The organism is Phyllobacterium sp. 22229 (assembly GCF_052056495.1).
Lineage (GTDB): Bacteria > Pseudomonadota > Alphaproteobacteria > Rhizobiales > Rhizobiaceae > Phyllobacterium > Phyllobacterium myrsinacearum.
The window spans coordinates 88,579-103,207 of sequence record NZ_JBQEPA010000009.1 but is presented as its reverse complement, the minus strand read 5'-3'; the positions used below and the strand labels follow the sequence as shown (position 1 = coordinate 103,207).

General features: G+C 58.8%; 12 protein-coding genes. 8 read left to right on the top strand and 4 right to left on the bottom strand.

The window, feature by feature from the left end; genetic code table 11:
• Window positions 1-39 precede the first annotated feature (39 nt).
• The 3 genes from ACTJJ7_RS12890 to ACTJJ7_RS12880 are packed head-to-tail and all read left to right on the top strand — an operon-like array spanning window position 40 to window position 2,471.
• Window positions 40-381 (top strand): hypothetical protein, encoded by a 342-nt coding sequence (locus ACTJJ7_RS12890; RefSeq protein ID WP_440967321.1) that lies wholly within the window; start codon window positions 40-42, stop codon window positions 379-381.
• An 18-nt stretch (window positions 382-399) separates the two neighbouring features.
• Window positions 400-1,833: a sensor histidine kinase gene (locus ACTJJ7_RS12885; protein WP_440967320.1), complete on the top strand. Its 1,434-nt coding sequence runs from the start codon at window positions 400-402 to the stop codon at window positions 1,831-1,833.
• Entirely contained in the window at window positions 1,830-2,471 is a 642-nt protein-coding gene (locus ACTJJ7_RS12880) for a response regulator (protein WP_105733453.1), read from the top strand. The genes ACTJJ7_RS12885 and ACTJJ7_RS12880 overlap by 4 nt, the downstream gene beginning before the upstream one ends.
• Window positions 2,472-2,489: 18 nt before the next feature.
• On the opposite strand, the gene ACTJJ7_RS12875 is transcribed toward ACTJJ7_RS12880, so the two are convergent.
• Window positions 2,490-4,241, bottom strand: a complete 1,752-nt coding sequence (locus ACTJJ7_RS12875; protein ID WP_440967319.1) for a cation:proton antiporter domain-containing protein — start codon at window positions 4,239-4,241, stop codon at window positions 2,490-2,492.
• 325 nt (window positions 4,242-4,566) lie between these two features.
• Here ACTJJ7_RS12875 and ACTJJ7_RS12870 point away from each other — a divergent pair, with 325 nt between their 5' ends.
• Complete coding sequence (locus tag ACTJJ7_RS12870; protein WP_440967318.1) at window positions 4,567-5,535, top strand: DUF535 family protein; 969 nt, start codon at window positions 4,567-4,569, stop codon at window positions 5,533-5,535.
• Window positions 5,536-5,561: 26 nt separating this feature from the next.
• Here the strand turns inward: ACTJJ7_RS12870 and gloA2 are convergent, their stop codons facing one another.
• Window positions 5,562-5,945, bottom strand: coding sequence for an SMU1112c/YaeR family gloxylase I-like metalloprotein (gloA2, locus tag ACTJJ7_RS12865; protein WP_130271756.1), 384 nt, complete (start codon window positions 5,943-5,945; stop codon window positions 5,562-5,564).
• Window positions 5,946-5,991: 46 nt separating this feature from the next.
• On the bottom strand, window positions 5,992-6,672 hold the full coding sequence (locus ACTJJ7_RS12860) for an outer membrane protein (RefSeq protein ID WP_105733449.1): 681 nt from the start codon (window positions 6,670-6,672) through the stop codon (window positions 5,992-5,994).
• Between the two features lie 223 nt (window positions 6,673-6,895).
• Between ACTJJ7_RS12860 and ACTJJ7_RS12855 the strand changes: the two genes are divergently transcribed.
• From ACTJJ7_RS12855 to ACTJJ7_RS12840, 4 genes are all read left to right on the top strand, one after another.
• Entirely contained in the window at window positions 6,896-7,954 is a 1,059-nt protein-coding gene (locus tag ACTJJ7_RS12855; protein ID WP_440967317.1) for a histone deacetylase family protein, read from the top strand.
• A 34-nt stretch (window positions 7,955-7,988) separates the two neighbouring features.
• Entirely contained in the window at window positions 7,989-9,314 is a 1,326-nt protein-coding gene (locus ACTJJ7_RS12850) for an MFS transporter (RefSeq protein ID WP_440967316.1), read from the top strand.
• Between the two features lie 254 nt (window positions 9,315-9,568).
• Window positions 9,569-12,283: an ABC transporter ATP-binding protein gene (locus ACTJJ7_RS12845; protein ID WP_105733446.1), complete on the top strand. Its 2,715-nt coding sequence runs from the start codon at window positions 9,569-9,571 to the stop codon at window positions 12,281-12,283.
• A 45-nt stretch (window positions 12,284-12,328) separates the two neighbouring features.
• A complete protein-coding gene (locus ACTJJ7_RS12840) occupies window positions 12,329-12,778 on the top strand; it encodes a cyclic nucleotide-binding domain-containing protein (RefSeq protein WP_105733445.1) in 450 nt (149 codons plus the stop codon).
• An 18-nt stretch (window positions 12,779-12,796) separates the two neighbouring features.
• On the opposite strand, the gene ACTJJ7_RS12835 is transcribed toward ACTJJ7_RS12840, so the two are convergent.
• A complete protein-coding gene (locus tag ACTJJ7_RS12835; protein WP_440967313.1) occupies window positions 12,797-14,566 on the bottom strand; it encodes a metallophosphoesterase family protein in 1,770 nt (589 codons plus the stop codon).
• Window positions 14,567-14,629: the final 63 nt, after the last annotated feature.

Here is a 14,629-nt window from a genome sequence, read left to right as displayed (position 1 = left end):
AAACGTTCCTGGCCCCGCATCAACGACGGTCGATTGATCATGCGCTTTCAGATTCAGCTGCTTTCCATTGAGTATTTCGCCCTGTCGCTGCTGCTTGGCCTCGTGCTGATTCCGCTCCTTTCCTCAGCCTTCTGGAGCGCTTTGCGCGATAGGGTTGTGATCCTGCTGCATTTTGCCGGTGGACGGAGAAAAACGACAGCCACGCAACCGGATGAACCCGCCAAACAGCCGGAATCAGCGCCGATACGCGCCCACCTGTCTCACCCGGCGCCGGAGGGTCATCGCACAACGCCGAAAACCCGATTCAAGAGCAAGGGTGGCATTCGTTCCGCCGAGTGGTATGGAACAGGAGCCCGGCCCGCGAGACGCCGGCTCAAGTAACCGGCGAGGATTGAACACGTGAGTTTTTTGCATGCTCTGCGTTTGCGCGGCCTGTTCGTCAAACTGGTGCTGATGTTCATGATCGTCGGTTTCGGCGCGCTCTTTCTCGTCAGCATTCTCATGAGCCAGTTTTCCTCCGGCCGGTATGAAAGCAGCATCCGCAGCTTCTTCAATAGCCTGAATCAGCAGCAGCTGGCCGCCCTGGCATCAGGCACCGATCCGCGCGACAGGGAAGCCTGTAATGTGCTGGCCAGCAAAATCTTCTGGGCTGTCGTCAAGGACGGCGTCACGCGGGTATCTGACTTCGGCGTTATGTTTTCCTACTTTCACAGCGGCAGGATGCAGGTTCGAATCCTTGGCGATGACAGCGTCCTGTGTGCCACCCAGCCCGATGCCACTCCCTTGCTCAGCAAGGCCATGAGCGAAGCTGCCCATGCGGGGCAGCCGAATTTCATTCAGCGCGACAATGAAGACTGGGCCATGATCCAGCAGGTATCGCTGCCGCTTGCGAATAACAGCCAGGCACTGATCGGGGTCCAGTACTGGTCGCAGTGGGAACTTTACGACGAAGTGATCGACGTCACCGTCTACGACTATATCCGCACATTCATCCTGATCAATTCCATGGGGGCAAGCGTTGCGGCTCTGTTCGTGTGGCGGCTGTTCCGGCGGATAAAGCGGGCGACAACCGTCGCGGACCAATGGGCGGCTGGCGATCTGCGGGCCCGCATCAAGGACGGTTCAAGAGACGAATTCGGGCGGCTGATGCAACGATTCAACAGCATGGCGGATGCGATATCCAAGAGCTTCGATACGCAGAAGGCGTTGGCCATATCGGTGGAGCGCAACCGTATTGCCCGCGACCTGCACGATACGGCCAAGCAGCGGAGTTTTGTGCTTGGTTTGAAACTCACCGAGCTGGAATATGAGGCGCAGGGACATGCGCCGCTGCTGCCCACCGTCGAATCGGCCCGGCGCCTGGCGGATCATCTGCAGCACGATCTGGAGAACGTGGTTTCCGGCTTCAACCTGCCCGCGATTGCCGATTACGGCCTGTATGAGACATTGCTGCGCAGCGTGCGCGATCTGCTGGCGGGATCAGGCGTGCAATGGTCGATCAATTGGCCGGAAAATGCCCGCTCCGCTTTTGATGGCGTGCCGGAAATTGCCCAGGAATTGCTCATGATAACCCATGAAGCCGTGGCGAATGCCTTGCGCCATGCGCAGTGCCGCGCCATCCGCATCGACTGCAAGCCTGGTGCCCGCTGGCACTGGAGCATCACCGACGACGGCCAGGGTTTCGACCTCGGCAAGGCTCCTTTCGGGATGGGATTGTCGAACATGCGCTGGCGTGCGAACACATTGCCGGGCGGCACGATAACAATTCAGTCGGAATCAACCGGCACATCCATCGATGTGTCGTTCAAACTACCCGTGGCGGGGCAATCATGAGCACAACAATAGTCATTGCCGATGATCATGCCGTGGTGCGCGAAGGCATTCGCGGGCTGCTGCGCATCGATCCCGGTTTCACTGTTCTTGCGGAAGCTGAAAACGGCGAGACCGCCATCTTGATGGTGCGCGAGCATCGTCCCGACGTTCTCCTGCTGGATCTGATGATGCCGGGAATGGGCGATGCCGCGGAAGCCATGATTGGCCTCATCCGCAAGGCAAGCCCCGAAACCCATATCATGATCCTGACATCGAGCGATGACGACCGGCTCGCTTTCAAAGCCATCGAGGCGGGCGCCCATTCCTTCCTGTTGAAATCCATGCGCGGCGAACATTTGCTCAATGCCATTCACGCGGCCGGCAAGGGGACGCCGACACTGCACCCCCTGGTGGCGCAGCGCCTGCTCAACTCCATCCGCAATCCGCAGCCGCGCCAGTTCGAGGATCTCACGGCCCGCGAGCTTGAAGTTCTGCGCTGCCTGGCAGAAGGCGGCAGCAATGCGAAGATCGCCGCCGAACTCAACATCACGGAAAAGACGGTGAAAGCCCATCTGGGAAGCATCATGTCAAAGCTGGACTTGACCGACCGCACCCAGGCAGTTGCGCTTGCCTGGCGCGCCGGGCTCATGAAGCAATAGCGCCAACGCAAGGTCTGCTCAGGCGGCGCCGGAGGTCTGGTCCGGATTCCGCCGCAAGGTGTTCATCTCCGCCCTTTCCCGCGCCATGGTGCTGACCGCCGTCCGCAGGGTCGGATGCCGCGACATGAAGACGTTGAAATCACGCCGGTCAAGCACAAGAAACTCGCAGAAATCGATGGCGACGACATCCGCCGTCCGCCGTCCGCCGCTGAGCAACGCCATCTCGCCAAAAAATGCTCCGGGCTCGAGGCGCACCGGCTCGCTGTCGAGCTGGACCTCCACAGCGCCTGACGCAATGAAATACATTCCATCGCCGCGATCGCCGATCCGGATGATCCGCTCACCCGGCGAAGCGGATTTGGGTTTGAACAACAGCAGGAGTTCCTCCTGGGCGTGTTCATCCACTTGCGCAAACAGGGGAAAAGTGTCGATCAGCTGCTGCATCCTGAGCTGATGCTGCCGGTTGCGTTCCTCGTTGATTGCCCGGATGTCGCCGAGTTCACGCGCCAGCACGTCCTCCCGCTTCTTGCCATAGCTGGTGAAAAATACCGGCCAGCGGCGATGGATGCCGTTCTCCAACCCCTCGGCGGCCAGAAACACCAGCGGATTGATGGTGATCGAGAGGATCGCTCCGGCAAGGATAATGTCCTGCCCCTCGCGCGGCAGCAGGCCGAGCGCCACACCGAGGCCGGCGAGAATGAACGAGAATTCGCCGATCTGCGCCAGGCTGGCCGCGACCGTCAGGCCCATTCCCACGGGGAAACGCAGCAGAAGCACGATGCAGAATGCGATGAGCGACTTGCCGAAAATAATCAATGCGAGCGCCCCCAGCACCGCCATGGGTTCGCGCAGCAGGATGGACGGGTCGAACAACATGCCCACGGAAATGAAAAACAGCACCGAGAATGCATTCTGCAGCGGCAGCGAGTCCGCCGCCGCCCTGTGACTGAGGTTCGACTCGCTCATCACCACGCCGGCAAAGAACGCACCCAGCGCGAAGGATACGCCAAAAATCTCTGTCGCCCCGAAAGCGATCCCAAGCGCAATGGCAAGGACCGAAAGGGTGAACAACTCCTGCGATCCTGTCCGCGCCACCAGAGTCAGCAGCCATGGCACGACCTTCGGGCCCAGAAAGATCGCCATGACGGCGAAGGCTCCGACCTTGAGCAGGGTTATCGCGATGGTCAGCGCCAGCGGCATTCCGCCTGCAGCCGCCTGCCCGGCCGCACTGGTGCCTTGCGCGCCCAAAATCTCCGCCAGGGCCGGCAGGAGCACCAGCGCCAGCACCATCGCCAGGTCTTCAACGATGAGCCAGCCGACAGCCACGCGCCCATTGGCTGAGTTGACGAGGTTGCGCTCTTCCAGTGCCTTCAGCAGAACGACCGTGCTGGCAACGGAAAGGCTCAGGCCCAAAACCAGCCCGGCGCCGATCCCCCATCCCCACAGCGACGCCAAGCCAACGCCCAGGACGGTCGCAAGAACAATCTGCGCAACCGCGCCGGGAACGGCGATACCGCGGACAGCCAGCAGCTCCGAAGCGGAGAAATGCAGGCCGACACCGAACATCAGAAGGATGACGCCCATCTCGGCAAGCTGTGATGCAAGTGCACCATCGGCGATGAACCCAGGGGTAAAGGGGCCCATCAGAATACCGGCGACGAGATAACCGACCAGCGGCGGCAGACGCAGACGATCCGCGAGATAGCCGCATACAGCTGCAAAAACAAAACTCACCGCCACTGTGGCAATTAAGGAAACTTCGTGATGCACGTCCGCCCTTTGGTTTTTTTGATGAATTCCCGCTCTGTCCGGGCACGTTTGGCCCAGTTTCCACCCATACAAGCTAGATGGCTCGGAACATAGCCCAATTTCACACAGTTCATGCGGGAGACCGGTGGTTGTTGCAACCGGGAATCACCCGGTAACGCCCGCGTAATCTGTCTTGGCTAGGCCATGACAGCGGTTGATTTGCTCAAGACAGCCGGTCCCGCACGATGAGCTGAACCTCTGGAGAAAATTCGAATGAACCTGTGCTGCAGCGACCGGAAACGACTGAACGAAATCGGGGCCTGATCGTTTCATGCCGGAATCCCCATTGCCCGAGACCTCCGCTGGCACCTCGCTTCTCATGCCGGATACAACGAACCGCACAAAGCCTTTTCATGCGCATTTCACCCGCCACCAGCATTCCCATTCCATCGCCCGCCAGACGTTCAGTCTCTGCACGCGCATCACGCTCAAACGCTCGGTGGTATTCTGCCTGCGCTTTGCCTGCCATCCGCTCCTGGCGATCCGCTGGCTGTCGTTCCTGAGCATCTACGCCAACCATCTGTCCCTCGGCAGGCCGCATGATGATCTCTTGAGAAAATCGGTCGGAACATTTCTTGTCCATCAGGCATCGAGCCGGATCCGCCTGCATTTGCTGATGGATCATTTCCGCATTGCCCGGCAGATGTTTTCCCTCAGCGACCTGCGGCAGCTCTGGAAGGGCGGGACTGTCGACATGGGCGTGATCCACGGGCGACACGAGCGCTACAGAATTGCCCTGCGTCTTGCCGATCATTGCGGCGGGCGGCATGAGGGTGTGTTTGCCATCCAGCTTGCGCGCGAACGGGACGGATTTGCCCTGTGGACCGCCAGTTTCATCTTTGCCGGGACCGACGAATTCAGCGGCAGCGTGATCATTGGCGGAATGCAGGGTCCCAAGGGCGAAACGGCCAAACAGTCGCTGATAACGGCCACACGGTGCCTGGCCGGGCTGCGGCCAAAGGATGCCGTCCTGCTTGTCCTGCAGGGCATGGCAGCAAAGAGCGAGGCCAGCCATCTCATGGCCGTATCGAATGCAAGGCATGCCATCAATCAGCGGCGGCGGAAGAGACGGCGGATGATGCTCGCCAATCTGGATGCCTACTGGATCGATCGGGGCGGACAGCCATGCGAGCCCTTCGGGTTCAGCTTGCCGGCCACCGCCGTCTTCCCGGCAGAGGAAACCAGCAAGAGAGAAAAATCCAAGCGAACCTTCTGGGAGGCTGGCCGCCGCCTGATCAAAGGTCATGGCGTATAACAGGTACGGGGCCGTGCCGTCTCGGGCTAGCCCGTCTCATAAATCTCGATCGGCAGCCCATCGGGATCGGCGAAGAAAGTGAAGGCGCGCTTGGTGTAGGGATCAATCCGCACCGGTTCGGTTGCAACGCCCCTCGCCTGCAGCCAGGCCAGCGTCTCCTCTACGGACGCGACGGCGAATGCCAGGTGCCGCAGTCCGCAAGCCTCCGGGCGCGACGGACGTGCAGGAGAATGCGGGAAATGAAACAGTTCGATCTGGGTATCGCCCGATCTCAGGTCGCACTTCCAGGATTGGCTGTCCGCGCGCCAGTTTTCAGCAATGATCGCGTAGCCGAGTTTCCCGGTATAAAATTGTTTGGAGCGGTCGTAATCACTGCAGATGATGGCAACGTGATGAAAGCGCGAGAACATTGGTTTCCTATCTGCGGCCCCGGAAAGCGGTGGCAAACCGGGCCCGTCACCAGGTGTTGAAGCGAACACCCGCCCTGATCTGATGGGTTTTGACGCCATCGTCGCGGATGGTTACATCACCGTCCCGATACAGGTCCTTGCCGCCGATATCCGCATAGCGATAGCCCAGGTCCAGCTTGAGGCGCGGGGTTATATCCACCGCGATACCAGCCATGAGCGCCCATTCAAAGCGGTTCGTGCTGCCCGATGAGAGCCGCGCGTCGACGGGACCCTGATAGTCGTAATTGACATTTGCAAAACCGATACCGCCGCCCACATAGGGCGTAATCCCGTAATAATTGCCGAGGTCGACATAGGCGTTCGCCATGGCTTCCCAGAGTTTGGTTGTGGTCTCGTAGTAATTGCTGTCGCGCTGGCTGTAGCCAACCGTGGCGTCCGCGCGCAGATAATCATTGAACTGATAGCCCACACCGATGAAGGGCGAGAATCCCCGCTTCAACTCATATTCGCTCGGCGTAGTGCCGCTGGGATAGTCGACATGCGCGTTGACGGTCGATGAAAAATTGTAGGCAACGTCGCCGCGCAAATACCAGCCGGATGCATTCTCGACCGGCATATACGGCGCCCGCTCCGGAAAGGCTGCCGGCGCAAGATCTGCCGCAAGAACATGACCGCCCAGCAGCGAGAAGAAGGAGGCTACAGAAAGGAACGTCTTCGTATAACGCATTATCAATCCCCAGGGTGACTATCAGTTGGGGAAATCTCCCCTTTCCACAACCTTAGGATGAGCCCGTTAAGTTCCGGTTAAGCATGATTTGAAAAAGCAAAGCATGTCGAAATAAAAAACAGGCCGGGTGCCGTTTCGACTGAAACAAGACCTGCCGGATTGCATTGCCCGTGGCAGCGAATAAGCTTTCGATACGACTCACAACGACAATGAGACGGAATGCATGAAACTGTTCTTTGACAGCCGGCAGATGGCCCATCAACCCAGGCAATACATGATCAATGGCAGGATCACCGATCCGCTTGAAAATCCGGCACGCGCCCACACGCTGATTGACGCCCTCGCCAAACTCGGATTTGCACAGGAAGAACCGGCCGATTCAGGGCTCGATCCCATCCTTGCCGTCCATGCCGATCACTACGTCGCATTCCTGCAAACCGCCTATGACAGGTTCATGGAACTGCCAAACCACGGGCCTGAAGTTCTGCCCAATGTGAATTCCTATCAGGGAGCCGGGCAGGATTTCGGCGCGCGCGCCCGTCCGCGCCCGACGGGCATTCTGGGTCAGGCAGGCTGGTACATCAACGGCTTGTCCTGCGCGATGATGGAGCACACCTATGCGGCCGCCTATGCCTCGGCCCAGACGGCCATCGCCGCAGCCGATGCCGTCCTGAATGGCGCGCGCCAGTCATTCGCCCTTTGCCGCCCGCCGGGCCATCACGCCTATGCCGACCGCGCGGCGGGTTTCTGCTATTTCAACAATGCCGCCATTGTCGCCCAGCACCTGCGTCAGCGTCATGACCGCGTTGCAATCATCGATTTCGACACCCATCACGGTGACGGCACCCAGGCTATTTTCTACACGCGCGATGATGTGTTTTTCGGCTCCACCCACACCGATCCATCCAATTACTATCCGCACTACAGCGGTTATGCCGATGAAACGGGAGCCGGAGCCGGTCACGGCGCCAATCTCAACCTGCCCCTGCCCGAAGGCAGCGGCGACGAGGCATTTATCGAAGCCAACCGCAAGCTTGCCGCGGCCGTGGCCGCACATGGATCGACGGCGCTGGTGATATCCGCCGGCTGGGATGCGCATCACGACGATCCCCTGTCGCGGCTGAAAGTGACCACGGATGCCTATGCGGAAATCGGCACCCTGTGGGGCGCGGTCAACCTGCCGGCGGTCATCGTCCAGGAGGGCGGCTATTCGCTGAGTGCCGTTGCCGAAGCGGCTCCCCGTTTCATGGCTGCCTACCAGGCATCGCGGAACAAGGCGTAGACACAACCATTTCTGCAAAGGCAGGGACGAAGAAATGACGCAAGCAGCCATTGAGAGGCAACCGGTCCGAGCCGCCTTGGGAGCCTTCGTCGGCACCATGATCGAATGGTACGATTTCTACATCTACGGCACGGCGGCTGCTCTTGTGTTCGGTGATGTCTTCTTCGCCTCGACCGACCCGGTCATGGGTGTTCTTGCCTCGCTCGGCACGTTTGCAATCGGCTTCGTCGCCCGGCCTTTCGGTGCGCTGCTGTTCGGCCATTTCGGCGACAAGGTCGGCCGCAAGAAATCGCTGATCATCACGCTGCTGCTGATGGGGATTGCTACGGTTCTCATCGGCCTTCTGCCGGGTTTTCATTCCATCGGCCTGACGGCGGCGGTCCTGCTCGTGCTGCTGCGTCTGGTGCAAGGCATTGCAGTCGGCGGCGAATGGGGCGGCGCCGTTCTGATCGCGGCGGAGCACGCGCCGCCGCGCTGGCGCACCTTTCTGGCATCCGCCCCGCAATATGGCAGCCCCGTCGGACTGATCCTGGCAACCCTCGCCTTCCGCACAGTTTCCGATCTGCCGCAGGAGGATTTCCTGAGCTGGGGCTGGCGTGTCCCGTTCCTGCTGAGCGGGGTCCTGATCACCTTTGCCTTCATCATCCGCGCCGGCATCAACGAGAGCCCGGAACTTCTGGAGCGGCTCAAGGAAAAATCGGTGCAAAGCGTCATTCCGGCCAAGGAAATATTCCGCACGAAAAAGCTGGCCCTGGTTCTCGGCATGGGGCTGTGCCTGCTTGGCGTTGCCGGCTTCTATTTCATCACCACGCTGATGATGACCTTCACAACCACATCGCTCGGCGTCAACCGGTCGGACATGCTGGAACTGATCTCATGGGTCGGGGTCGTCGAACTGTTCGCCTTTCCCGCCGGTTCCTATATCGCAACACGATATGGCGAACGTTTTCTTCTGGTGGCAATGGCCGGTGCCGCGCTGCTGTTTGCCATTCCGATGATGATGCTGATTGTTTCCGCCAATCTGACCAATATCTATATCGCCATTCTGGGTGCGACAGTCTTTCTGGCCGCCCATTATGCAGTCATGGCACCGTTTTTGACCCGCGCCTTTCCCGTGCATCTGCGTTACACGGGGATTTCACTGTGCTCATCCCTGAGCGGTGCCATCTTCAGCGGGGTGACACCGGTCATCGGTGTCTGGCTGGTGCACAAATACGGCGTGCAGTGGGCGCCCCTGTCATTCCTCTTCATATTCATCGCCGGGGCGAGTTTTGTCTCCAGTCTGCTCCTGCCCGTTGACGACGCCGTTCCGGACGACGCGGCGGTTCCCGCGCCCGTTGCAGCACAGGGCGGCGTCTGAAAACACCGCGCCCAGGCCCGCCCGCGATATCCATACAATTGGCGGTAACCATATAGCGTTCGGCTACCCTGTGTTGTAAACTGAACAGTTGAAAGGTTCGGGGGATTCCTGCCAATCCCGAAAAATTGAGACATCACCATCCATTTTTGCCCTCCACGACATTGCACCGAACGGTTTCAAAAGGAGGATCTCACCGGAATACAACCTATTCGAATTGTTCAGAATTCAGCTTATTTGACAGCTTACGGTTACCCATGGAAAAAAGTTTAACGCGCTATATCTGGTCGAACACGCGGTTCCAGCAAATATGGATATTGATGGTCGTTGCGGCCTCGATGATCCCGTATTTCCTGTCGTTCGATTTGCCGAAACAGATCGTCAACGGCCCCATACAGGGCACGGGATTCGAGGTGGAGGGCGCAACGCAGACCTTCATGCGCATCCAGTATACGCTGCCCTATTTCGGCAAGGTGATGTTCTTCAAGGGGCTCCAGCTGACGCGCTTTGAAATGCTGATGGCGCTGAGTCTTGTGTTTCTGCTGCTTGTGGTAATCAACGGCCTCTTCAAGCTCTACATCAATACCTATAAGGGCCGGCTGGGCGAGCGCATGCTGCGCCGCATCCGCTTTGAACTGATCGATCGCGTCCTGCGGTTTCCCCCGAGCCAGTTCAAGCGGGTGAAATCGGCCGAAATTGCAACGATGATCAAGGATGAGGTGGAACCGATGGGCGGTTTCACCGGCGATGCGTTCGTGCAGCCAGCCCTCCTCGGCGGACAGGCCATCACGGCGCTTGTCTTCATCATTCTGCAGAATTTCTGGCTCGGCATGATTGCGGCCGGGATTGTCGCGGTGCAGGGCGTCGTCATTCCGCGCATGCGCAAACGATTGCTGGAACTCGGGCGGCAACGTCAGTTGACGGCACGCGAACTTTCGGGCCGCGTCGGCGAAATTGTCGACGGTATCGGCACCATTCACGGCAATGATACATCCAATTATGAACGCGCGGATATTGCCGCACGTCTGGGGCTGATCTTTTCCATTCGCTACGATCTTTACCAGTGGAAATTCCTGGTCAAGTTCATCAACAATTTCCTCGCCCAGATCACGCCCTTCCTGTTCTATTCCATTGGCGGCGTTCTCGCCCTGCAGGGCCGGCTGGATATCGGCCAGCTTGTCGCAGTCATCAATGCCTATAAGGATTTGCCCGGACCGCTGAAGGAATTGATCGACTGGGACCAGTCGCGCCAGGACGTGCAGGTGAAGTATGCGCAGGTCGTCGAACAGTTCAACGTCGACATGCTGGTCGACCCGCATATCCAGGCGGTTGTGCGCGAACCCGTGGGGAAACTGGAACACTCGCTGAATGCGGTGAACCTTACCCTCTCCGACGATAGCGGTGCGCGCCTTGTCGAGCATGTCTCGCTTGAGATCAAGCTGGGCGAGACGGTGGCCATCGTCGGCGCAAGCGGCGGCGGCGGCGAGGCGATTGCGGAAGCTTTCGGCCGCCTGATCTGGCCTGACTCCGGCCGGATCACCATTGATGGAACTGATATTCTCGACCTGCCGGAATCGATCACCGGACGGCGCATCGCCTATGCCGCCTCCGATGCCTACTTCTTCCACGGAACGCTGCGCGACAACCTTCTCTACGGCCTCAAGCATGCGCCCCTGACCAAGGTCGAATATGACGGGACCAAGGCCGCCAAATACAAATGGAACATCAACGAGGCGCGGCTCGCCGGCAACCCGGACCTTGACCTCAACAGCGACTGGGTCGACTACCAGTCTGCCGGCGTCACGGGTCCGCACGACATTTTCAGGGTCGTACGGCCGGTGCTTGAAGCGGTGATGATCTCGCAGGACATCGTCGATCTGGCGCTTCGCTCGCAGGTAGACACCACAACCCATTCCGACCTGACGAGCCGCATTGTCGAACTGCGGCAAGCCTTGCGCAAAACCCTCCAAGATGAAAACCTTGACGGGCTCGTCGTCCCATTCGAGCCGAAGGTCTATAATCCACAGGCAACCATCGGCGAAAACCTGCTTTTCGGCACGGTGAAGCGGCCAATGATGACCAATCTGAAACTTGCCGCCCATCCCTATTTCCGCTCGATCCTGCGCGAGAGCGGCCTCAATGTCGATCTGTACAAGATGGGTCTCGAAATTGCGGCCAACGCCATCGAACTGTTCGAGGACCTGCCGCCGGACCATCCATTCTTCCAGCAGCTGACCTTCATGACGGCGGATGACATTCCAGCCTATCAGTTGCTGCTGCAGAAGCTGCAGGGACGCGACTTTGACGCCGCCTCGCCCGACGAGCGGTCGAGCATCATCCGCCTGAGTTTTGCCTATATCGAGCCACGGCACCGCTTCGGTCTATTGACCGACGAACTCATGGCAAAAATTGTCGAGGCACGGCTGCGCTTCCATAAGAATTTGCCGGATGATCTGAAGGCGGTGATTGAACGCTACGATCCGAAAAAGTTCATTACTTCGGCTAACCTGATGGACAATGTTCTGTTCGGAAGGATCGGATACGCGCAGGCCGATGGACCCGATCGCATTCGCGTCATCCTGCGCAACCTCTTTGACGAACTCGGCGTTTATGACAGCGTCTTGTCGATCGGCCTTGATTTTGATGTCGGATCAGGCGGCAAGCGCATCACCAATGTGCAAAGGCAGAAGCTGAATGTTGCCAGGGCGCTGCTCAAGCGGTCCGATTATGTGATTTTCAACCGCCCGCTGCCCGCGCTCGACCAGCGTGTCCAGGATCAGATCACGCGCAATATTATGCTGGATCTGCATGAGGAAGGTCACGCGCCCGCGATTATCTGGGTGCTGGCTAATTCTTCACTGGCAAACCTGTTCGATCGCGTCCTTGTCTTTGATCGCGGAACTTTGGCCGAAGATGGAACGCACGCGACTCTTTTAGAGAAAAACGGTATATTCAAAGAACTGGTATCGTAATACTCTATGTCTGGGTAGAGTGGCACTTGGGGGTATTGGACGTTCATGCTTCTGAAAGACGAAGTCGAAATGTTGCGGCGGATTCCGCTGTTTTCGGGTGTGGCGCCGGCGAAGCTCAAGCTTCTGGCGTTTACCTCGGATCGTGTGAGCTATCGCGCCGATCAGGCTTTGTTCCGGCAAGGCGACATGGGAGATGCCGCCTACGTCATTCTGTCGGGCACCGCCGAGGTCAGCGTCGATACGCCCAACGGACAGATCAAGGTCGCCGAAGTCGAACATGATTCCATTGTCGGCGAAATCGCCATCCTTTGCGATGTCCTGCGCACGGCAACGGTCACGGCTTCGACGCCGCTGGAAGCGCTGCGCATCAGCAAGGAGCATTTCCTCAAGCTGCTGAGCGACTATCCCGAAATGACCATCGAAATCATGCGGGTTCTGGCCAGCCGGCTCAGCCATACCACAGCGGAGCTTTCGGAAGAGCGCAGCAAACACTGACCGGCATCTTATAAATTATCAGACGTTCTCTATGCTGCCGGTGACAAGATCAATCTTGAAATGGCGTGACGGCAATCCTGAGAGGTAACGGCCCATCATACGCACAATGCGGGCAAACTGCTCCTGGGCACCGCCCATTTCCATCGCATCGGAAGCTGCAAAAACATCGATCAGGACACGATAGATGGCCAGTCTTGCCGCGGGTATGCGATCGAGCGCCATTTCACTGCCCAATCTCAGGCGGTACCAGTCGCCCAGGAACTCCTGCACCGTGATTCCGTCGAAGGACTCGAGGGCAACCTCCCTGCCCGCCAGCAAGGCATTCATCCTGGCTTTGGTCTCGGCACGGCCGCGCTCGGCGTGGACCAGAATGATGGTGGCGTCGATATCCACGGGCTGATCGAACAGACTGAGCGTGAGCAGATCGCCAAGGGTGAGCAGCGGCAGGACCCGCGCCAGGTCCTTGGGCCACTCGCGCCGCAAGTACCGGTGAATGACCAGCTGGTCGACGTGTTCGCAGATGAAGGCCCCATAGTCCGCAGCATCGAGCATCTTTCCGACCTTCTTGCCGGTCAGACCGATTTCGGTCCTGTACAGGGCGTTCAGGCCCGGATCGATCACCTGTCCGTCAATCCCGACGGTTTCAACATTGAGGGTCCGCTCCTCAAAGGCGACGACCTTGAATGCAGGCGGAAAAGCCACCAGCGACGGCACACCGACATTGACCAGCCAGGACCTATCCCGCTCCACCCTTGCCGTGTCATTGACATGCAGGTGGCCGCTGAAATGTATCCTCAGCCCGGCATCCATCATCGCGGCGGCAACATCTGGCAGCGGCATCCGTTTGACCGAGCCCGTATTGCCGATGACATGCCTTTCATCGTCATGCGTACCATCAAGAATATCCAGCATCGGGTAGTGCGAGAATGTAAGCAGATTCTTACCTTCCAGCCCGGCCCGCCTCGTGACGTCCTTGATCCATTCAACGACAAACCGCTTGTGCAGCAGCATGGCGTTCCAGCCGGCATTGGTGCTGTCAATGAATGCGCCGGAACTGCCGCGCTCGAAATCGCCGTCGCGCGGTTCGAAAACATTGGCGTCGATCATCAGCAGCCACAGGCCAGCGACAGGTTCGACAAGATAGGATGCATCCATCAGCAGATAGTCGTTTGTACCGTCAGCTGAGCGCACGGTATAGAGCCGCCGTTCTGGCGCATCGTCCAGCCCGAAGGGTGTTTCCCAGTGCAGATCGCTCGCACGGCGGAAAAAGCCGAGATCCGGCAGAGCCTGCAATCCCTTGGGATAGCCTGCACAGAACATTTTATCCGTCACGACCATGCCGTCCGCATCTTCGTCGATGAATGCGCTGTCACTGGCAACAATGGTGTATGTGCCGTCGGGATTGAGCAGGCGCTTGGCATGATGCCGCCCCGCGGGACCGAATATGTCGTGATTGCCTGGGGTGGCCGTAAAGACAAGACCATGCGCCTCGCTGTAGCCGTCCAGCAATTGCCGCAGCGCACGCAGCGTCGACGCCTGACCGTCGTCGGAATAATCCCCGAGCAGCACGACCTGCTTGATTCCCCTTTGCACGATTTCGTCCAGGGCTGTGCGCAGGGCGAAATAGCTTTCGTTGAAAACCCGGGTGGAGCGCACCGTATCCGTCAGCCGCCGCGCTGTCATGCGCCTGCCGCCAGCCTCTACCCCGGCAAAATCATAATCGCCGTAAAGATCATGAAAATGGGCATCTGCGATGATGGCGACGGGCGGAAATGCGGGTGAGGACATGAATCAGATGTTCCGGTGATTTTATACATTTGTATCAGCGATTGTCATAAAGCTTAAAAAACA